The sequence below is a fragment of the Mesorhizobium ciceri biovar biserrulae genome, from assembly GCF_001618845.1.
GTDB classification, from domain to species: Bacteria; Pseudomonadota; Alphaproteobacteria; order Rhizobiales; family Rhizobiaceae; genus Mesorhizobium; species Mesorhizobium ciceri.
Map to the genome: position 1 here is coordinate 364,766 of NZ_CP015064.1, position 19,867 is coordinate 384,632.

The window sequence follows — 19,867 nt, forward strand, 5'->3', positions numbered from 1 at the left end:
AGGTGCCCAATACCGGCGATCTGCCCTCGCGTCATGCAACCAAAGTCTGACGTTTTCAGGCGATTTTGCCGGTGTCGCGGCCGGCGCCGATCAGGATCAGCGTCGTGACCAGGAACAGGTACATCCACGCGTCGCGCCACTCGACCGGGAAGTAGCCGGCCCACAGCGATTCGGCCATGCCGAAGACGGCCGCGCCGAGCGCCGCGCGCGGTGGCGAGAGATAGCCGCCGACCGCCGTCACGAACAGGATCTTCAGTCCGTAGACGAGGCCCGAGCCGAAGCTGACATTGCCGTAATAGAGCCCGGCCATGACACCGGCCAGCGCGGCGCAGAAGCCGCCGAACAGCACCGCGTGCCGGAACACCGCGCGTACGTCGACGCCGCACATCGCGGCAGCCTTGGGGTCGTCGGAGACGGCGCGCCAGCACCGTCCGAAGCTCGACCGGGCAAAAGCCCAGCTTGCCAGCGCGATTGCCGCCACCACCACGGCGCAGTCGATAAGCTGGATGAGCGTCAGCGTTGCCTTGAAGGTCGCGCCCTGCGCGAAAACGATGGGCTGCGCCAGCATCGGCGGCAGCCACAGATCATGCGTGTCGGCGGCGATGCGGCTCGCTTCGGACAGCAGCAGCAGGATGCCGAGCGTCGTCACCACGATTGCATTGGGCGTGCGGTCGGCCAACGGTTCGAAGACACTGCGCGACAGCACGTGGCTGATCAGCGCGGCATAGAGGAACGCAGCGACGACGCCGAGCGCCACCGCCGCCAGCAGCGTCAGCCACAGCACCTGATAGCCGAAGGCCGCGGTCAGGATCATGGTCTGGCCGCAAAAGGCGAACAACGCGCCATAAGCGAGATTGGTGCGGTGCAGGATGCCGTTGGTCAGCACATAGCCAAAGGCGAGCAACGCATACAGCGCGCCCGAATGCAGCCCGTTCAGCACCTGCTGGAAGAAATAGAGCATGCAAAACCTCGAAGCATGCCGCCCAAAAGTGCGAAGCGGTCCTGGCCAACAGCATGCTCAAAAGGCTGCGGAGACCACCGCATCCCGGAGTGAGGTTGCATCGCTGAATCTAACTTGTCAAATACGATTTATCGGTTAGATTTTCGCCATGACGGTATCATGGACCCCGCACCGCTTCACCGGCGGCCTGCTTGCGCTCGACACGGCGAACACCGTCGTGCTGCGCGGCGATCCGGAGCGGACGTTCGACCGCTTCGAAGATCCGGCCGAGATTGCCCGCTTCGCCGACGCGGCGAGCCGCTTTCGCGCCGCCGAGCTTGGCGAAAGGCCGCTGGCGGTAGCCTCAGCGGTGGCGATCGCACCCGTCGTGCTGTCGATCCGCGAGGCGACGGACCGGCTGTTTCGTGGAGCGGTATCGAAGGGCGCGGTCGCCACCGCTGATCTGCCCGGATTCCTGAGCGCCTGCGCCGAGGGTCTTGCCGGCAGCCGGACCGAGATCGGTGCGCCGGGAAGGCCGTTCGGTGATCCCCTGACGCCGATCGCCTTCGAGGCGGCGCTGGCGGTTTCGGCGCTATCGCTTCTGCGCGACGATACCGTCGCAAGGCTCAGGATCTGTCCCAACTGCACCTGGCTGTTCGTGGACAGAAGCCGCAATTCCAGCCGCCTATGGTGCGACATGGCGGTGTGCGGCAACCGTCAGAAAGCAAGCCGTCACTATCGCCGTCGTCGCATGGCGGAAAATGAGGTCAAGAATGCGTAGCGGCCTTTCCCGTTCGATCCTTGTTGGCGCGGCGCTCATCGTGGCCGTTGCGCTCGGCGCCTGCCGCGACACCGGCGACGCCGAAGGCAAGCTGTTCGAGATTTCCGGCAAGATATTCGTTTTCAACTACCGCCTCGCCAGGGCGACTTATGTGGTGACCCTGCGGCCGCTGAAGCCGATGGGAGAGGGCCAGGTGGCGGTCGCCAGCTTCCAGGATCCCGCTGGCGGCGCACCTCTGGTGGTCGAGCAGAAGGTCTGGCCGAAGCTCGACAAGGTGACGCTGGAGAGCCCGGCACTGACCTGCGTCGTCAAGAACAAGCCCTATGCGATTGCCATCAGCATCAAGGGCGCCGACGGCGCGGTCCTGCAGAAGATCGACACCACGCTGATGTCGACGGAAGACCAGTCGATCCTGCCCGACCGGCCGCTGGTCATCGACCAGCTCTACACCGCCAATCCCGATCTCGTCGGCCATCCCGACGGCAAGCTGCCGGGCGAGCCGAAGCCAGATTGCTCGAAAGGCGGCTGACGCGTCGCGGCCGCCCGCGCCGCAGCTGTAATGTTCATGCGCCGGGCAATGTCCGCGGATCGGTTTCATACCCGATTCAGGATGGCCGCGGACTGTTCGTTGCGCGTTGCCTGGCATCTGCGATTTTGTTTGACCTGCCTTGCAAGGGGAGAAAGGATGCGTCATCCGACCCCGACGTTGGCTGCCTGCCCCGCGTGGCCTCCGCAGAGGAAATGCCTGATGACGCTGCACGACGTCGCGCTCGACGACAAGTTCGATCTCGCAAAGGAGCGCATCTTCCTGTCCGGCGCGCAGGCGGTCATTCGCATGCTCTTGATGCAGCGCGAGCGCGACCGTCGCGCCGGCTTGAACACGGCCGGGTTCGTCTCTGGCTATCGCGGTTCGCCGCTCGGCGGCCTCGACATGCAGCTGTGGAAGGCGAAGAAACAGCTCGCCCAGGCTGACATCATCTTCCAGCCGGGTCTCAACGAGGAGCTTGCCGCCACCGCCTGCTGGGGGGCGCAGCAGACGGAGCTGCTGGGCGAGGGCACTCATGACGGCGTCTTTTCGGTCTGGTACGGCAAGGGACCGGGCGTCGACCGCTCAGGCGATGTGTTCCGCCACGCCAACCTCGCCGGATCGTCGAAGCATGGCGGCGTGCTTGCGCTGATGGGCGACGACCATATGGCCGAATCCTCGACCAATGCGCACGCCACCGAATTCCTGTTCGTCGACACGATGGTGCCGATCCTCAACCCGGCCGGTGTCCAGGAGATCATCGACTACGGGCTCTACGGCTTCGCCATGTCGCGCTTTGCCGGCACGTGGGCGGCGATCAAATGCGTCAAGGACAACATCGAATCGACCGCCTCGGTCGATGCCGCGCTCGAGCGGCTGAACATCGTCGTGCCGGAGTTCGACATGCCGCCTGGCGGTCTCAACATCCGCCACGAGATCGACATGCTCGGCCAGGAGGAGCGGCTGCATGAACACAAGCGCGCCGCGGCCTCCGCCTTCATCCTTGCCAATGGGCTGAACCGCATCGTCTATTCGGGCGGCCGCAATCCGAAGATCGGCATCATCACGCTCGGCAAGAGCTATCTCGACGTTCGCCAGGCGCTGGAGGATATCGGCATCGACGAAGCGGCCGCCAACCGCATCGGGGTGCGGCTGTTCAAGGTCGGCTGCCCCTGGCCGCTCGACCTGCATCACATCGCCGGTTTCGCCCGCGGCCTCGACACCGTCGTCGTCGTCGAGGAGAAGCGCTCGCTGATCGAGGTACAGTTGCGCGAAAGCCTTTATGGCACTGCCACCCAACCGGTCATTATCGGCAAGAAGGACGAGCGCGGCGACTGGCTGTTTCCGGCCAAAGGCGCGCTCGATCCCAACGAGATCGCCATCGCGCTTGGCGAGAGGATCGTCAGGACCATCGGCCCGTCCGAAGAGATTTCGGCGCGGGTGGCAAAACTGCGCCAGTTCCAGGCAATGCTCACCGAGGCCACCGACATCGGCTCGCGCACGCCGTTCTTCTGTTCCGGTTGCCCGCACAATTCGTCCACCAAGGTGCCGGACGGCTCGATCGCCGCGGCCGGCATCGGCTGCCACTTCATGGCGCTGTGGATGGACCGCAACACAGTCGGCTTCACGGCCATGGGCGGCGAGGGCGCGCAATGGGTCGGCCAGGCGCCGTTCTCCAAGCGCGAGCACATCTTCCAGAATCTTGGCGACGGCACCTACAACCATTCCGGTACGCTGGCGATCCGCTTCGCGCTGTCGAGCGATGCCAACATCACCTACAAGATCCTCTACAACGACGCGGTCGCCATGACCGGCGGCCAGCCGCACGAAGGCGGCCTGACCGTCGATATGATTGCCAGGCAGGTGCGGGCCGAGGGTGTCGACCGCATTGCCATCGTCACGGATGAGCCGGACAAATATGCTGGCAAAGCCGAATTCCCGGCCGGTGCCACTATCCATCACCGCGACGACCTCGATCTCGTCCAGCGCGAGCTGCGCGACGTCAAGGGCGTTTCGGTCTTGCTCTACGACCAGACCTGCGCCGCCGAAAAACGCCGCCGCCGCAAGCGCGGCACATTCCCTGATCCCGACAAGCGCGTCTTCATCAACGAACTGGTCTGCGAAGGCTGCGGCGATTGCGGCGTACAGTCGAACTGCGTCTCGATCCAGCCGGTCGAGACCGAATTCGGCCGCAAGCGCAAGATCGACCAGTCGAGCTGCAACAAGGATTTCTCCTGCGTCAACGGCTTCTGCCCGTCCTTCGTCACTGTGCACGGCGCCAAGATCCGCAAGGCCGAGGGCCTGGCCGGCCAGGCCGATCCGCTGGAAGGCGTGCCCGTTCCGGCGCAATTCCCGCTTGGCGAGCAGGGCTGGGCGGCGATCATCGACGGCGTCGGCGGCACCGGCGTCGTCACCGTCGGTGCGGTGCTCGGCATGGCGGCGCATCTTGAGGACAAGGGCTGCGGCATGATCGACATGGCCGGCCTCGCCCAGAAGGGCGGCTCGGTGTTCACCCATGTCCGCATCGCCCGTACCCCGGACGACATCCATGCGATCCGCGTTTCGGCAGGGAAGGCCGATCTCGTGCTTGGCTGCGATCTCGTCGTGTCGGGCGCCAAGAAGGTGCTGACCGCGGTGCGCGAGGGCCACACCATCTTCGTCGCCAACACCGCCGAGATCATGCCCGGCGAATTCGCCCGCTCGGCCGATTTTTCGTTGCCGATAGAGCGGCTGAAAAAGGCGATCCGTGCGGCTGCGGGCGACGACAAGGCACATTTCTTCGATGCCACCCGCACTGCCACGGCACTTTTCGGCAATTCGCTCGGCGCCAACATGTTCATGCTTGGCTTTGCCTTCCAGCACAGCGGCCTGCCGCTGTCGGCCGAGGCGGTCGAGAAGGCGATCGAGCTCAATGGCGAAGCCGTGGCGATGAACATCGCCGCCTTCCGCTGGGGCCGTCGCGCTGCCCATCAGCCGGATTTCGTGCGCGGGCTGGTTACCCAGCCGGGTCCGACCGCGGCTGGAAAGGCAGGCCAGGCCACGGATACCGCCGAGACGCTGGACGACATCATTGCCCGCCGCGTCGCCTTCCTGACCGCCTATCAGAACGCCGTCTATGGCAGGCGTTATGCCGGAAAACTGGCCGCGTTGCGCGCCGCCGAAGCGAAGGCCGTGCCTGGTTCGACCGCGGTGTCGCAGGCTGCCGCCAGGAACCTGTTCAAGCTGATGGCGATCAAGGACGAATACGAGGTGGCGCGTCTTTACACGGACGGCTCTTTCGCCGCCGAACTGGGCAAGCAGTTCCAGAGCTACGAAAGGCTCGAATTCCACCTCGCTCCGCCGATCATGGGCCGTCGCGGCAATGACGGAAGCCCGCGGAAATCGAGCTTCGGCCCGTGGATGATGAAGGGTTTTCGCGTGCTGGCGGCGATGAAGGGCCTGCGCGGCACCGCCTTCGACCTGTTCGGCTACACCGCCGAACGGCGCATGGAGCGGCAGCTGCTGGCGCGGTACGAGGCGGATCTGGAGCTCATCGCCGGATCGTTGGCCCCAGCCAGGGTCGATGCGGCGGTTGCGCTGGCCTCGGTGCCTGCCCTCATCCGCGGCTATGGCCACGTCCGCCAAGCCAGCGCGCAAAAGGCCGCCGGCGAGCGCCAAAGGCTGCTCGAACGCCTGTCGAGTACGCCGGCGCGGCCCGAACTTCAGGCCGCCGAATGACCGATACGTCTTGTTTACCTGAACGACAGTTTCCTTGCTTTCCGCTGCGTCACCCGGCTTGACGGCAGGAGCGCGAGGGTCTCTCTAAATCTTTCTTAAGGCGGATGTGGCACTGCTTGGCTCCCCAGGGTTGGGATTCAGGCGTTGAATCTGCGAAAAAAGAACGAGATCCCGGTCGACGTCTATATTCCGTTCGTGGAAACCCTGTTTCGCGACGGGCTGACGCTTTCGATCGGCATTCTCGCGCAGACTTTCCTGATCGGCCTGGTCTGGTGGAAGAGCGGCGATCCGCGGTATTTGCTGGTCGCGATCTCGATGGTTCTCGTCGGTGTGTTCCGCATGAGAAACTTTCGAAAATACAACAGCATGCCGTCGCCGACGACCTGGGAAGAGGCGCACAAGCGTGAGAATGACTACATTCTCTATGGCTCCCTGCATGGCTTGACGCTTGGCGCTTTCTGCCTGCTCGGCATCTATTTCGCGCGCGATGGTTTCGCCGAAATCGCCTCCGTTTGCCTGACGCTGGCGACGGCGACCTCCATCGCCGGCCGCAACTACGGCTCGCCGCGCATGGTCACCATCCTGACCATTGCCTTGACCTGGCCGATCTCGCTTGGCTTCCTGCTGCGCGGCGACATCTACCATGTCCTCCTCGGGCTCCTGTCGGCGCCGTTCCTGTTCGCCATCCGGAAATTCGCCAACACCGTACGCGATGTGCTTTTTGCGGCCGTCTCGGAAGAGAAGAAGGCCAACCGCATTGCCCAGCGCTTCAACCGGGCGCTCAACACCATGTCGCACGGCCTTGTCATGCTCGGTCCGGACGGCCGCGTCGCGGTGGCCAATGCCGAGGCCGCGCATCTGATGTCGCTCAAGTCGCCCGACGCGCTGCTCGGACGGTCGATCCACGGTCTGTTGATGCGCGGTGTCGCCGGCGGCATGCTGGCGCCCAAGGATTGCCGCTACATCGAGGCGCAGCTGACGCGTGCCCTGCGGGAGGGTCGCGACCGCAAGGTGCTGGTTTCCCTCGCCAACGGCCAGCATTACGAGTTCTCGGCTCGCGAGGGCAGCCAGGAACTGGGCGTCATCACCTTCGAGGACGTCACCGCCCGTGTCGAGGCGGAAGACAAGATCCGCTTCATGGCACGCTACGACAATCTCACCGGCCTGCCCAACCGGGCCTATTTCCATGAATTGGTGGGCGAGGCCATGGCGTCCGGCGATCGCGACCGACTCTGCGGCCTTGCGGTGCTGGATCTCGACGATTTCAAGAGCGTCAACGACACGCTTGGCCATCCGATCGGCGACGGCTTGATCTATGCCGTTGCCGAGCGGCTTGCCGCCATTGCCAAGCAAGATATCACGGTCAGCCGTTTCGGTGGCGACGAGTTCATGATCTTCTTCGACCGCGTCGAGGATGAGAGCCATCTGACCAGCCAGCTCGACGAGATTTTCGCCGGCCTGCAAGGGGAAGTCGACGTCGCCGGTCACGGGCTGCGCATTCAGGCCAGCGGCGGCGCGGTGCTGTCACGGGTCAAGGATACCGATGTCGACGCCATGATCGTGAAGGCGGACCTGGCGCTCTACAAGGCCAAGGAACTCGGCAAGAACAGCTGGCGATTGTTCGAAGCTTCGATGGATGCCGCCTTCCGCAACCGTCAGCTGATGAAGGCGGATCTGCGCACCGCGGTAGAGGGCAAGAGCCTGCGGGTGGTCTATCAGCCGATCGTGGCGATGAGCACCATGCGTATCGCCAGTTGCGAGGCGCTGTGCCGGTGGGATCATCCAGATCTCGGGCCAATCTCGCCCAGCATCTTCATTCCACTGGCCGAGGAAATGGGCATCATTTCCGAGATCAGCACCTTCGTGCTGCAGGCAGCCTGCGCCGAATGCGCCAAATGGCCCGACCAGACCAGCGTCTCGGTCAATCTCTCGGCCAAGGATTTCCGCAGCCGCGATGTCATCCAGAAGGTTCGCGATGCGTTGGCCGGCTCCGGCCTCGCCGCCAGTAGGCTCGAGATCGAGGTCACCGAAACGGCGCTGCTCGATGACAAGTCGCTGACGCGCCAGTATATTGAGGAGCTGAAGCAGCTTGGCGTGCGCATCGCGCTCGACGATTTCGGCACCGGCTATTCGAGCCTGAGCTACCTGCACAAGCTGCCGCTCGACAAGATCAAGATCGACCGCTCTTTCCTGATGGACGTCACCCAGAATCCCCGTTCGCTCGAGCTGCTCAAGGGTATCGTCAACCTGTCGCGGCCGCTGGGGCTTTCGGTGACCGTCGAAGGGGTCGAGACCTTCGAGCAGCTCAAGATCCTGGCGCTGCAGGTCAAGCCTGATCTTGTCCAGGGGTTCCTGTTCGGTTCGGCGCTCAGCGCTTCCGGCATCGAGACGATGTCGAACACGGTATGGCCCTTCGCCAAGGATATCAGGACCGCCAAAAAGGCGGTACGCCGCTGATTTGCGGCGCCTGGCGCATGGTGCCCAGGCACTGAGAGCCCATCCCTGTTTCCATCAGGATTGAACAGGCGCCCAGGCTTTAGGCATTCACTGCATTCGAGGTTTCTTTGCACATCGCGGGCCATGCCAGAATTTCAGCCGCTTCCCGTCATGTTCGAGACACGCTCTTTCCCCGTCGCGACGCAGAAAACGAAGAAAACCACCAATTTTAGTTTTATTTTAGGAATCGTTAACCTTAACGACTGGTAAACGGGCTGCTTCCTGTTTTCATCTTTTACATCCCAAGACCCTGTCGTAGTGTCGGATCGCGGCGGCAATGTACGGGGATTGAGTTGATGATTGTGCAGTTGAGTTCGCTTCGTCCGGTGACGGGCGAGGACGGCAAGGACGCCGCCGACACCATGTCCAGCTTCGCCCGCAACGTTTCGGCGATGCTTGAGCGGACAGAGTACCGCCGCTGCGACAAGGGCGAAGATCTCGAGGACATCTACCGCCTGCGCTACAAGTCATATCGCTCGAACGATATGGTGCCCGACAACGAAAACCATACCATTCACGATGAGCTCGACGAGGCACCGAATGTGTACCGCTTCGGGGTCTATATCGACCAGGAACTCGTCAGCACGCTGCGTATCCATCACGTCACCTTGGCGACGCCGATGTCGCCTTCCACCAAGGCCTTTGGCGACATCGTCATGCCGATGCTTCGTGACGGGCTGAGCTTCATCTGTCCCAGCCGGTTTGCGTCCGATCCCGAATGGTCGCGCGTCTACCCGCAGATTCCCTACCTGACGCTGCGGCTGGCCGGCATGGCGTGCTTCCATTTCAACGCGCCCTACTGCCTGTCGACCATTCGCGAGGATCACGCCGGCTTCTACAAGCGCATCTACTACTCGGAGAAGATCAGCGAGTCGCGCGCCTATCCGGGCGTTTTCAACAAGGTCGTGCTCTACCGCGCCGACGTCAACGCAATCCGCGAGCGGTCCTTCTCACGGTTCCCGTTCTTCCGCTCGACGCCAATGGAGCAGCGCATGCTGTTCGATACGCCGCATGTCGGGGAACTCGCGCCGCTGACCGTCCTGCCGACGGCAAAATACTATCACGAAGCCGCCTGATACGGCAGGGATCCACACGATTTTGCAGGGCCGACAGGAGCCTTTTGGCGACTTCGGCGTTCTGGGTGAGGCCACGAGCAGCGCTCCGGGTCGATCTGAGGTTTTTGAGGGAACCCGCCATGACCATTTCCACACTTGCGCTAACCCCGCTCATCTCGCTGATCGCCGGCGTGCTGATCCTGGTCATGCCAAGGCTGTTGAACTACATCGTCGCGCTCTATCTGATCGTCGTCGGGTTGCTCGGGCTATTTCCGCATCTAGCCGGCTGAGGCGCCGGCCACGCAAGCGTCCGCCCTTCGGAGTTCCGCATCAAGCATCAGAATCCAGCGATCGGACTCCGTCGCGGCGTCGACTGCTGGCTTCAATCTTTCTTTGAGGCAGTTGTCGGTTGTTGTGCGGCAATAGCGCCATTGCTCTCGGCGCGGCTTTTCGCTATGTGCCTGAAAGATGTCTTCGAAGGGGTATTCCTATGGCTGATCACTCGCCGACTGGTCCTGTCGAACTGGGCGCGAAGATGGACTATGCCGAGCATGACCGCACCTATGCGGGCTTCCTCGCGCTGGCCAAGTACGGCTCGCTGTTTTGTGGCGCCCTGCTCCTGGCGATGGCCTTCGGCTTCTTCGCGGGCGGCTTCTTCTCGGCGACCATTCTGTTCGTGCTGATTCTGGCTGTCGGCGCCTTTATCCTCCGATAGATTTTTCCGACATCTTGTCCACGGCGCCGCCGCGAGGCCGGCCGGCGTCTTGCGGGAAATAGCTTCCGGCCGAAAGGATCATGCGGTGGGACAGACGGTTTTCATCCCTCGTGAGCTCGATGCCAACGAGCCGCGCGTCGCGGCTTCGCCCGATACGGTGAAACGGCTGGCGGCGTTGGGTTTCGACGTCGTCGTCGAGGCCGGTGCCGGTCTGAAATCGCGCATCATCGATGCCGACTATGCGAGCGCCGGCGCTGCTATCGGCAAGGCTTCCGATGTCGCCAAGGCCGATGTGGTGCTGAAGGTGCGCCGGCCTGGTGATGCCGAGCTGAAGAGCTACAAGCCCGGCGCGGCTGTGATCGCCATCATGGACCCCTACGGCAACGATGCCGCCGTGGCAGCTCTTGCCAAGGCCGGCGTCACCGCTTTCTCGATGGAATTCATGCCCCGGATCACCCGCGCGCAGTCGATGGACGTCTTGTCCTCGCAGGCCAATTTGGCCGGCTATCAGGCGGTGATCGACGGGGCTTCGGAATATGACCGCGCCTTGCCGATGATGATGACGGCGGCCGGCACGGTGCCGGCGGCGAAGGTCTTCATCATGGGCGTTGGCGTCGCCGGCCTGCAGGCGATCGCCACCGCGCGCCGGCTTGGTGCGGTCGTCACCGCCACCGACGTTCGCCCCGCCGCCAAGGAACAGGTCGCCTCGCTCGGCGCCAAGTTCCTCGCGGTCGAGGACGAGGAATTCAAGGCGGCCGAAACGGCCGGCGGCTACGCCAAGGAAATGTCGAAGGAATATCAGGCGAAGCAGGCGGCACTCACATCAGAGCACATCGCCAAGCAGGATATCGTCATCACCACGGCGCTCATTCCCGGCCGGCCGGCGCCCAAGCTGGTCTCGGCGGCGATGGTCGCTTCGATGAAGCCGGGCTCGGTGATCGTCGACCTCGCGGTCGAGCGCGGCGGCAATGTCGAGGGCGCCGAAGCCGGCAAGGTGGTCACCACCGCCAACAACGTCAAGATTGTCGGCCATCTCAATGTGCCTGGCCGCATCGCGGCGTCGGCCTCGCTGCTTTATGCCAGGAACCTGTTCGCCTTTCTCGAGACGCTGGTCGACAAGACGGCCAAGACGCTTGCCATCAATCGCGACGACGATCTGGTCAAGGCAACGATGCTGACCGATGGCGGCAAGGTGGTTCATCCGGCTTTCGTGAAAGCCGACCAGCAGCCGGCAAAGGGCCAATATGTCGAGCCGGCCGCGATCCCGGCCAAGACCATGGTCGCCGATGCTTCGCCCAAGAAAGCCGCGTCCAAGAAGGCGGCCGCACCCAAGTCGCCCTCGTCGAAGCCGAAAGGGATCGCGTGATGGACCAGACCCTGCAGAAAGCCCTCGACCAGCTCGACCAAGCCTCCGCCGCCGTCCGGCTGGCGGTGCACAATATGGCGACCGCGCCCGGCGGCACTGACGCAGCCGGTGATGCCGCGCATGCGCTCTCCGGCGGAGCCATCGATCCCTTCGTCTTCCGCTTCGCCATCTTCGTCCTGGCGATCTTCGTCGGCTACTACGTCGTCTGGTCGGTGACCCCCGCACTGCATACGCCGCTGATGGCCGTCACCAATGCCATCTCCTCGGTCATCGTCGTCGGCGCGCTGCTTGCCGTCGGCATCGCCGCCTCCGGCATTGCCGCGGGCTTCGGCTTCGTCGCGCTGATGCTGGTTTCGGTCAACATCTTCGGCGGCTTCCTCGTCACCCAGCGCATGCTGGCCATGTACAAGAAGAAGGACAAGTAGAGCGCCATGAACGCCAACTTCGCGTCCTTCCTCTACCTCGTCTCCGGTGTCCTGTTCATCATGGCGCTGCGCGGCCTGTCGCATCCGACCACCAGCCGCCAGGGCAATCTCTACGGCATGATCGGCATGGGTATTGCCATCGCCACCACACTGGCTCTGGCGACCCCGTCCGCCGGCCGCTTCGGCCTGATCGTGCTCGGCCTTGCCATTGGCGGCGGCGTCGGCGCCGTTACCGCGCGCCGCATCGCCATGACCTCGATGCCGCAGCTGGTCGCTGCCTTCCACTCGCTGGTCGGCCTCGCCGCCGTCATGGTGGCGGCTGCCGCGATCTATGCCCCGGAAAGCTTCGGCATCGGCACGGATGGCGACATTCATGCCCAGGCCCTGATCGAGATGAGCCTTGGCGTCGCCATCGGCGCCATCACCTTCACCGGCTCGGTCATCGCTTTCCTCAAGCTCGATGGCCGCATGTCCGGCAAGCCGATCATGATCGGCGCACGCCACTTCATCAACGCCGCACTTGCTATCGCGCTCGTCGTGCTGATCGTGTTGCTGGTCACCACCGAGTCCAAGCTGGTCTTCTGGCTGATCGTTGCCGCCTCGCTGGTGCTCGGTATCCTGCTGATCATCCCGATCGGCGGCGCCGACATGCCGGTCGTCGTCTCGATGCTGAATTCCTATTCCGGCTGGGCGGCGGCGGCGCTGGGCTTCACGCTCGGCAATCTGGCGCTGATCATCACCGGCGCGCTGGTCGGCTCATCCGGCGCGATCCTGTCCTACATCATGTGCAAGGGCATGAACCGAAGCTTCATCTCGGTCATTCTCGGCGGCTTCGGTGGGGAGACGGCAGCGGCCGCCGATGACGGCATCGAACGCACGGTCAAGCAGGGTTCTGCCGACGATGCCGCCTACCTCATGATGAACGCCCAGAAAGTCATCATCGTGCCGGGCTACGGCATGGCGGTCGCCCAGGCGCAGCATGCGCTGCGTGAAATGGCCGACAAGCTCAAGGCCAATGGCGTCGACGTGAAGTACGCCATCCACCCGGTCGCCGGCCGCATGCCCGGCCACATGAACGTGCTGCTCGCCGAAGCCAATGTGCCCTACGACGAGGTGTTCGAGCTTGAGGACATCAACTCTGAGTTCGCGCAAGCCGACGTTGCCTATGTCATCGGCGCCAACGACGTCACCAACCCGTCCGCGCGCGACGACAAGTCCTCACCCATCTACGGCATGCCGATCCTCGACGTCGACAAGGCGCGCACCTGCCTGTTCGTCAAGCGCTCGCTCGGTTCCGGCTATGCCGGTATTGACAACACGCTGTTCTACAAGGACGGCACCATGATGCTGCTCGGCGACGCCAAGAAGATGACCGAAGAGATCGTCAAAGCCATGGATCACTGATCCGGGATAAGCGCCGGGACAAGCCAAGAAGAGCCCGGCTTCGCGCCGGGCTTTTTCTTGGCAGGCTTTCTTGGCTTGACGGCGATTTCGGCGCTACGATGACGAATTCCCGCCTCGACGGCGGGATTGTCGTCGACGGAGACGTTGGTGCCTGACCCGATCGCATCGCCGCCCGCCGGGAAAGCGCCGCGCAAGCCTGGCCAGGCGGTGGTGATCGTGCATGGCATGGGCGAACAGCGGCCGATGGATACGCTGCGAGGCTTTGTCCAGGCTGTCTGGAGCCATGACCCCAACCGCGCGCCGTTTTATGCCCATGTCGCCGATCCGGCCGACCCCGCCGGCGCGAAGATCAACCAGAGCTGGATCACTCCCGACAGCCGGACCAATTCGTACGAACTTCGCCGCATCACCACGCCCTACGATGTCGATGGCCGCCGCACCGACTTCTACGAGCTTTACTGGGCCGACATCACGCAGGGCACGACGCGAGGCCGGCTTGCCGCCTGGGTGACAAATCTGCTGTGGCGCAAGCCCGCCGACATACCGCCGGACGCCCGAAAGCTCTATCTGGTCACTCTGGTTGCCGTCATCATCGTCCTGGTCGCGACGCTCGCGCTTGCGACGTCGGTTTGGCAGCAGCAGATTTCGTGGACCGTCGGCGTCCTCGTCACCATCCTGGCCTCGTTCGTCATCTGGTCGGTGGACCGTTTTGGCCTTCCCTATTTCGGCGATGTCGCGGCCTATGTGCGCGCTGAAGCGGCCACGGTAGAGAAGCGGGCGCTGATCCGCGACCGCGGCCTGAAGCTGCTGAAGCGTCTGATGATGGACGATACCTACGATCGCATCGTGCTGGTCTCGCACAGCCTCGGCTCGATGATCGCCTATGACCTGTTGCAGATCTTGTGGTCCGATTTCAGGCCCCGAAAACTGGAGGCCATCCGCGACAAGGCGAAACTGAAGGCTATCCACGCCATCGACAAGGCGACGCTTGTTGCCGACGGCTCGGCATGGCCCGGCAGCCTTGACGATCTTGCCGGGTTCCGGCGCGATCAGTGGGAGCTCTATCGCCAACTGCGCACCAGGGACGACAGCCATCGGCCTTGGAAGATCAGCGATTTCGTCACGCTTGGTAGCCCGCTGACCCACAGCGAATTTCTGGTGACGCACAATCTCGCTGAATTCAGGCGCGGCATCGCCGAGCGCCTGTTCTCGGCATGTCCGCCGATTGCCGAGGGAGCGGCGGCCGGTGGCACCGTGCTTTATCAGGAAGGGCGCAACCGTTCTTCCGGCAAGCCGCAGCGGGCGGTGCATCATGGCGCGGTGTTTGCTGCGACGCGCTGGACCAATATCTTCGACCGCGGCAATGGTTGGCTGACGGGCGATCCGATTTCCGGGCCGATGGCGGAGAATTTCGGCCCGGGCGTGGAGAACGTCCAGGTCGAGCTGCGCGGTTCCCTCGGCCGTGTCTTCACCCACACGCTGTACTGGTCGTTGGCGGCGACCGGTATCGAGGTTGCCGCCGGCGATCAGCCGCGCTCGCATCTCGCCGTGCTGCGCGACGCTGTCGACCTCGGTCGCAAACTGGAGCCGAGCCAAGCCGAAGTGCCGGCGATTCCTCCCCGAAAATAAGAACGGATTTCAGGGAACGGGGCCAAGGCAGCGCCGCTCGACAACTTCAAAGCAAAGCCGCTCCGGGCGGGCCAGAGTGGCTTTGTTGCAAGTGCAGTTCAACGGTTGGTGATAAAAACCGCTTCCTCATCGTCGCGCTGCCTGCCGCCAAGGGCCGCGGCAGCACTGGCGATAAAGGCGCCGATCGCCAGCGACAGCGCACCAAGCAAGGCAAACGTCGCGCTGGCCTTCCTGGCTGTGTCGGCGGCCTGCTGCGCCTTGACCTTGGCGTCCTGGGCCTTGGCGAGGACGGCATCCACCCGGGTCCTGGCATCTGCTTCCGAAAGCCCCGTGCGAACGGCGACCAACTGCGACAGATAGGTTTTGTCGTCTGCGGAAACCTCGCCTGCCGCGGCGCCGGCGATCAGGATGCGCGAAGCCTGCCCAACCGCGGCCGCATCGCTGTCCGGATTGGCGGCCGCGAGCTTGCCCGGATCAGCCGGACGGAACAGTGAATCCACCAGGTAGGATGTCGCATTGTCGGCCGACGCGCTGCCGGCATTGGCCGAAGCCCCCGCCGATGCGCCCATGGCCGCACCAGACGCGATGGTGGACACCGCCTGCACGCCCGAGCCTATGGCAGCGGAAAGCGCGGAGCCAAGCACGCCGACGACGAGCAGTGTGGCCAACGCCCAGGCAAGAAAGCCATGGGCGGTATCACGGAAATACACCTCGTCCGTGTGGATGCCGACCCATTTGGTGCGCAGGCGTCCGGCAAGGTAGCCGCCGACACCCGAGGACAGCCATTGCACGATGATCAGCCAGACGGCGGTGGATGCCGCGAAAGTGGTGACAGATGCGCCGGATCCCGACCAGGGCGACACCATGCTCAATCCAAGCCCGGAGCCCAGCAGCATGAGGATGAAGGTCAGCGTCGAGGCCGCGAAGGCACCGGCGATGATCGGTCCCCAACTGACGGCGGTGGAGGAGGATTCTGTCGAAGTGGAAACGTCGACAGCCGATAGGGTGGACTGCATAAGTGCCCCCTATCGTACGAACAGCATGATCAGAATGATGATCGGGATCGGTATGCCGAGCAACCAGAGCAAAATGCCGCGTCCCATGGAAGCCTCCTGTTAGAAATTGTGATCGATATTGTCACAATGTCTCGCAGGGACTTCCGTTCCGGCGCGTTGCAAATTGATTTTGTTGCCGCCGGTGGAACAATTGGCGCGCCGCAGCGCGCCAATTCAGATTAACGTCAGCTCAGATATCCAGATTGGCGACCGACAGCGCGTTGTCCTGGATGAACTCGCGCCTGGGCTCGACCTCGTCGCCCATCAGCCGCGAAAACAGCGAATCCGCATCGGTCGCGTCATTGACCTTGACCTGCAGCAGCGAGCGCACGTTCGGATCGAGCGTGGTTTCCCACAGCTGTTCGGCGTTCATCTCGCCGAGACCCTTGTAGCGCTGCATCGTCAGGCCCTTGCGGCCTGTCGCAAAGACCGCATTGAGCATCGCCAGCGGCCCCGAGATGGTTTCGGAGACATCCTTGCGGCGCAGCACCGGCGGCGACCCGTAGACCTCGCTGAGGCGCTGTGCGTAGCGGTCGAGCTGGCGTGCGTCGGCCGAATTGATCAGCGCCAGGTCGAGATGCGCATATTCCTTGACGCTGCGCACCGTGCGCTCGAACACATAGCCGCCCACGCCTTCATTCGAGGTCGACATGCGGCCGGTCCAGCCGCGCTCGGTGTCCTCGGCAATGATGTCGAGGCGTTTTGCAATCCGCTCCGCCATGTCGTTGGCGCGGCCGAGATCGGCGAACACGTCCGGGTTGAGCCCACCGGCGATCGCCGCCTGCTCGACGACGCCTCTGTTGTAGCGCGTGTGCAGGCCGTTGATCAGCTGGCGCACCGCCAGCGCGTCATCGATGGCGCCACGCAGGTCCTGCCCGATGCGAACCTCGCCCGAGCCGAGCGTAAGCGATGCTTCCTCCAGTCCCGAGCCGATCAGGAACTCCTCGAACGCGCTCTCGTCCTTGATGTATTGCGAGCTCTTGCCGCGCGTCACCTTGTAGAGCGGCGGCTGGGCGATGTAGAGATGGCCGCGCTCGATCAGCTCAGGCATCTGCCGGAAGAAGAAGGTAAGCAGCAAGGTTCTGATATGGGCGCCGTCGACGTCGGCGTCGGTCATCAGGATGATCTTGTGGTAGCGCAATTTGTCGGCGTTGAACTCGTCCTTGCCGATCGAGGTGCCGAGCGCCGTGATCAACGTGCCGATCATGTCGGAGCCGAGCATGCGGTCGAAGCGCGCCCGCTCGACATTGAGGATCTTGCCGCGCAACGGCAGGATCGCCTGGTTCTGGCGCGAACGCCCACCCTTGGCGGAGCCGCCGGCGGAATCACCCTCGACGATGAAGATTTCGGATTTCGCCGGGTCGCGTTCCTGGCAGTCGGCCAGTTTGCCGGGCAGGGAGGTGACGCCGAGCGAACTCTTGCGGGTGATATCGCGCGCCTTGCGCGCCGCTTCGCGCGCCGCCGCCGCCTGGATCACCTTGTCGACGACCACCTTGCCTTCGCTCGGGTGTTCTTCCAGCCAGGTGCCGAGCGCTTCGTTGACCAGGCCTTCGACGACAGGACGGACTTCCGACGAGACCAGCTTGTCCTTGGTCTGCGAGGAGAATTTCGGGTCGGGAACCTTGACCGACAGCACCGCCGTCAGACCTTCGCGGCAATCGTCGCCGATCAACGAGACCTTTTCCTTCTTGGTCAGCCCAGAGGATTCGCCATAGCCGGTGATCTGACGTGTCAGCGCGCCGCGGAAGCCGGCCAGATGCGTGCCGCCATCGCGCTGCGGGATGTTGTTGGTGAAGGCCAGCACGTTCTCGTGGTAGCTGTCGTTCCACCACATCGCCACTTCGACGGTGATCCCGTCGCGCTCCGCCCGGATGGCGATCGGCTTGTCGATCAGCGGTTTCTTGACGCGATCGAGATATTTGACGAATTCTTCGAGGCCTCCATCGTAGTGCAGTTCATGGCGCACGACATCGGCGTGACGGGCATCGGTCAAAATGATGCGCACGCCGGAATTGAGGAAGGCAAGCTCGCGCAGCCGGTGTTCCAGCGTGCCGAAGTCGAACTCGACCATGGTGAAGGTCTCGGCCGACGGGAAGAAGGTGATCTGGCTGCCGCTGCGGCCCTCATAGGTGCCCGGCTGCTTGTCCTGCTCATAGGTGCCGGTCGCCTTCAGAGGTGCGTCGGCATTGCCATGCGTGAAACTCATCTCGAAGATCTGGCCGTTGCGGCGGATCTTCAGCTTTAGCCACGCCGACAGCGCGTTGACCACCGAGACGCCGACGCCATGCAGGCCGCCCGAGACCTTGTAGGAATTCTGGTCGAACTTGCCGCCGGCATGCAGCTGCGTCATGATCACTTCGGCCGCCGAAATGCCTTCTCCGGTGTGGATATCGGTCGGAATTCCGCGGCCATTGTCGATCACAGTGACCGAACCATCGGGGTTGAGCGTCACGGTGACGAGGTCGGCGTGACCGGCCAGCGCCTCGTCGATGGCGTTGTCGACCACTTCATAGACCATGTGATGCAGGCCCGAGCCGTCGTCTGTATCACCGATATACATTCCGGGGCGTTTGCGGACAGCGTCCAACCCCTTCAAAACCTTGATGGAATCGGCGCCGTATTCGGCTTCAGCGCCGTTGTTGTTGTCGATCTGATCGCTCATGAAAACCTGTTGTCTGGATGCCGCCTGCACAGCGCGAAAAATCCGCGCCGAATCGCGCCTCTGATATCGACTAGATATAGGCGCAAAAGGCGGTTTTTCCAAGGTTTGCAGGCATTTCACTGGGAATGGCCGGCTGCCAATGGCGGGCCTCCGCCGGCCCCCATTTCACTTCGGCCAGCGGTCCTTGAGAAACCTTGATCATGAACTTGTATCTCGGCGCCAGCCGCCTGCTGCGGTCGCGCCCCGGCGTCATGTCGGGCGGGCGGCCGGATCAGGCGGTGGTCGTCGTTGGCGATGACCAGGGCCAGGCGCCACCACTGCGGTGGCGGTGGTGAGCATAGGCAGCAAGGCAAACAGCAAGCGCAAATCGAACTGCCCCCCAGCTCGTTCCTGTGCACGACCACCTCTCTATGGCAGCAAACCGGGGTTTTTTGCGGAAGACCAGCGTTTTCAGCCTGCCCGCATCGGCTTCAAAGCCTCGCTCCAGCGCAGCAGCTCGTCGAGCATGGTTTTGGCTCCGCCCTGCACCTGTTCGCTGGCGTTGAAAGCGCCATTTTCGTCGAGCAGTTTCTGGTACATCGGCAGCGCGACGCCTTCCGGGATCGGCATGACACCTACCGAGGTCAGCAGCGGCTTCAGCGCTTGCGCCGCGCGCAGGCCGCCGGAGACGCCGCCATAGCTGAAAATGGCGGCTGCCTTGTACTTCCATTCGCGCGAGAGATAGTCGATCGCGTTGACGATCGCCGGCGCCACGAAATAATTGTATTCCGGCGCCACGAAGACGAAGGCATCGGCGGCATCGATCGCCTTGGACCAGGCTTTGGTATGATCGTTCTGGTAGTTGCCAAGCCTTGGATGGTGCGGTTCGTCCAGCACCGGAAGCTTGAACGCATCGATGTCGGTCAGTACAGGCTCGAATTTCCCGTGCTCGCGCGCGAACCTCTCCAGCCACTCGGCAAAAATCGGTCCGGCGCGGCCTGGCCGCGTGCTGCCGATGATGATGTTCAACTGGTGCTTCAAGCTGGGCTCCTGCGGTGGCGGTATCCATTGGTGACTGCCACCTAGGGCATGCCGCTCGGGGCAACAAGAAGGCACC

Annotated in this window: 16 protein-coding genes; 11 read left to right on the top strand and 5 right to left on the bottom strand. The window is 63.4% G+C overall.

Features of this window, described 5'->3' with window-relative positions:
* Window positions 1-55: 55 nt before the first annotated feature.
* Window positions 56-961: a branched-chain amino acid ABC transporter permease gene (locus A4R29_RS01785; protein WP_063169837.1), complete on the bottom strand. Its 906-nt coding sequence runs from the start codon at window positions 959-961 to the stop codon at window positions 56-58.
* A 148-nt stretch (window positions 962-1,109) separates the two neighbouring features.
* Between A4R29_RS01785 and A4R29_RS01790 the strand changes: the two genes are divergently transcribed.
* The 11 genes from A4R29_RS01790 to A4R29_RS01835 all read left to right on the top strand — a co-directional run bounded on the left by A4R29_RS01790 (window position 1,110) and on the right by A4R29_RS01835 (window position 15,054).
* Window positions 1,110-1,721: a CGNR zinc finger domain-containing protein gene (locus A4R29_RS01790; protein WP_063171047.1), complete on the top strand. Its 612-nt coding sequence runs from the start codon at window positions 1,110-1,112 to the stop codon at window positions 1,719-1,721.
* Entirely contained in the window at window positions 1,714-2,250 is a 537-nt protein-coding gene (locus tag A4R29_RS01795; protein ID WP_013528209.1) for a hypothetical protein, read from the top strand. The genes A4R29_RS01790 and A4R29_RS01795 overlap by 8 nt, the downstream gene beginning before the upstream one ends.
* Window positions 2,251-2,469: 219 nt before the next feature.
* Window positions 2,470-5,964, top strand: a complete 3,495-nt coding sequence (locus A4R29_RS01800) for an indolepyruvate ferredoxin oxidoreductase family protein (protein WP_063171048.1) — start codon at window positions 2,470-2,472, stop codon at window positions 5,962-5,964.
* A gap of 144 nt (window positions 5,965-6,108) precedes the next feature.
* The gene (locus tag A4R29_RS01805; protein ID WP_024501909.1) at window positions 6,109-8,421 is read left to right on the top strand and encodes a putative bifunctional diguanylate cyclase/phosphodiesterase; all 2,313 of its coding nucleotides are present in this window, start codon (window positions 6,109-6,111) and stop codon (window positions 8,419-8,421) included.
* Window positions 8,422-8,756: 335 nt separating this feature from the next.
* Window positions 8,757-9,536, top strand: a complete 780-nt coding sequence (locus A4R29_RS01810; protein ID WP_063171049.1) for an N-acyl amino acid synthase FeeM domain-containing protein — start codon at window positions 8,757-8,759, stop codon at window positions 9,534-9,536.
* Between the two features lie 119 nt (window positions 9,537-9,655).
* The gene (locus A4R29_RS32550) at window positions 9,656-9,805 is read left to right on the top strand and encodes a DUF3096 domain-containing protein (protein ID WP_013528205.1); all 150 of its coding nucleotides are present in this window, start codon (window positions 9,656-9,658) and stop codon (window positions 9,803-9,805) included.
* Window positions 9,806-10,005: 200 nt separating this feature from the next.
* Entirely contained in the window at window positions 10,006-10,230 is a 225-nt protein-coding gene (locus A4R29_RS01815) for an aa3-type cytochrome c oxidase subunit IV (RefSeq protein ID WP_013528204.1), read from the top strand.
* 85 nt (window positions 10,231-10,315) lie between these two features.
* Entirely contained in the window at window positions 10,316-11,596 is a 1,281-nt protein-coding gene (locus A4R29_RS01820; protein ID WP_063171050.1) for a Re/Si-specific NAD(P)(+) transhydrogenase subunit alpha, read from the top strand.
* Window positions 11,596-12,021, top strand: coding sequence for an NAD(P) transhydrogenase subunit alpha part 2 (locus A4R29_RS01825; protein ID WP_013528202.1), 426 nt, complete (start codon window positions 11,596-11,598; stop codon window positions 12,019-12,021). The genes A4R29_RS01820 and A4R29_RS01825 overlap by 1 nt, the downstream gene beginning before the upstream one ends.
* Before the next feature lie 6 nt (window positions 12,022-12,027).
* Window positions 12,028-13,425 carry an NAD(P)(+) transhydrogenase (Re/Si-specific) subunit beta gene (locus A4R29_RS01830; RefSeq protein ID WP_013528201.1) on the top strand — a complete coding sequence of 466 codons (1,398 nt, stop codon included), beginning with the start codon at window positions 12,028-12,030 and terminating at the stop codon, window positions 13,423-13,425.
* Between the two features lie 147 nt (window positions 13,426-13,572).
* Entirely contained in the window at window positions 13,573-15,054 is a 1,482-nt protein-coding gene (locus tag A4R29_RS01835; RefSeq protein ID WP_063173524.1) for a hypothetical protein, read from the top strand.
* Between the two features lie 98 nt (window positions 15,055-15,152).
* Here A4R29_RS01835 and A4R29_RS01840 read toward each other — a convergent pair whose 3' ends face one another.
* The 4 genes from A4R29_RS01840 to A4R29_RS01850 all read right to left on the bottom strand — a co-directional run bounded on the left by A4R29_RS01840 (window position 15,153) and on the right by A4R29_RS01850 (window position 19,791).
* Window positions 15,153-16,070, bottom strand: coding sequence for a hypothetical protein (locus tag A4R29_RS01840; protein WP_013528199.1), 918 nt, complete (start codon window positions 16,068-16,070; stop codon window positions 15,153-15,155).
* Between the two features lie 229 nt (window positions 16,071-16,299).
* Complete coding sequence (gene gyrB / locus A4R29_RS01845; RefSeq protein WP_013528198.1) at window positions 16,300-18,771, bottom strand: DNA topoisomerase (ATP-hydrolyzing) subunit B; 2,472 nt, start codon at window positions 18,769-18,771, stop codon at window positions 16,300-16,302.
* Window positions 18,772-18,841: 70 nt separating this feature from the next.
* Complete coding sequence (locus A4R29_RS35310; RefSeq protein WP_255337201.1) at window positions 18,842-18,973, bottom strand: hypothetical protein; 132 nt, start codon at window positions 18,971-18,973, stop codon at window positions 18,842-18,844.
* A gap of 248 nt (window positions 18,974-19,221) precedes the next feature.
* Window positions 19,222-19,791 (bottom strand): NADPH-dependent FMN reductase, encoded by a 570-nt coding sequence (locus tag A4R29_RS01850; protein ID WP_024501906.1) that lies wholly within the window; start codon window positions 19,789-19,791, stop codon window positions 19,222-19,224.
* Window positions 19,792-19,867 lie beyond the last annotated feature (76 nt).